Origin of the sequence: Liquorilactobacillus sicerae, from assembly GCF_029916425.1 — a bacterium.
Classification (GTDB): domain Bacteria; phylum Bacillota; class Bacilli; order Lactobacillales; family Lactobacillaceae; genus Liquorilactobacillus; species Liquorilactobacillus sicerae.
The window spans coordinates 1-401 of sequence record NZ_JAHAVQ010000339.1 but is presented as its reverse complement, the minus strand read 5'-3'; the positions used below and the strand labels follow the sequence as shown (position 1 = coordinate 401).

The 401-nt window shown below is 42.6% G+C and carries 1 protein-coding gene; it reads right to left on the bottom strand.

The window, feature by feature from the left end:
• The coding region (locus KH893_RS12740) for a DNA gyrase subunit A (RefSeq protein WP_281166391.1) at positions 1-401 on the bottom strand (401 nt) is incomplete at both ends.

Sequence of the window (401 nt, the reverse complement as noted above, 5' to 3'; positions counted from 1 at the left end):
TTGTTGATCAATATCGGTCAACATGTCACCGGCATTCATAGATAGTCTTGCTTCTGTATAACGCATTGCCGCCGGCGGATCGTTGTCGATCGAACCATTATTTCCGTTCATATCGATTAGCGGTTCCCGCATTTTCCAATTTTGGCTAATGCGCAATAAAGCATCATAGATTGATGAATCACCATGTGGGTGGTAATTACCCATTACGTTGCCAACTGCCTTCGCTGATTTTCTATAAGCATGTTGATAGGTATTTCCATCCTCATTCATAGCGAAGAGAATTCGTCTTTGGACTGGTTTTAAGCCATCTCTAATGTCTGGAAGAGCTCGTTCTTGAATAATATATTTCGAGTACCGACCAAACCGCTCGCCCATAACGTCTTCAAGACTCAGTTCTTGGA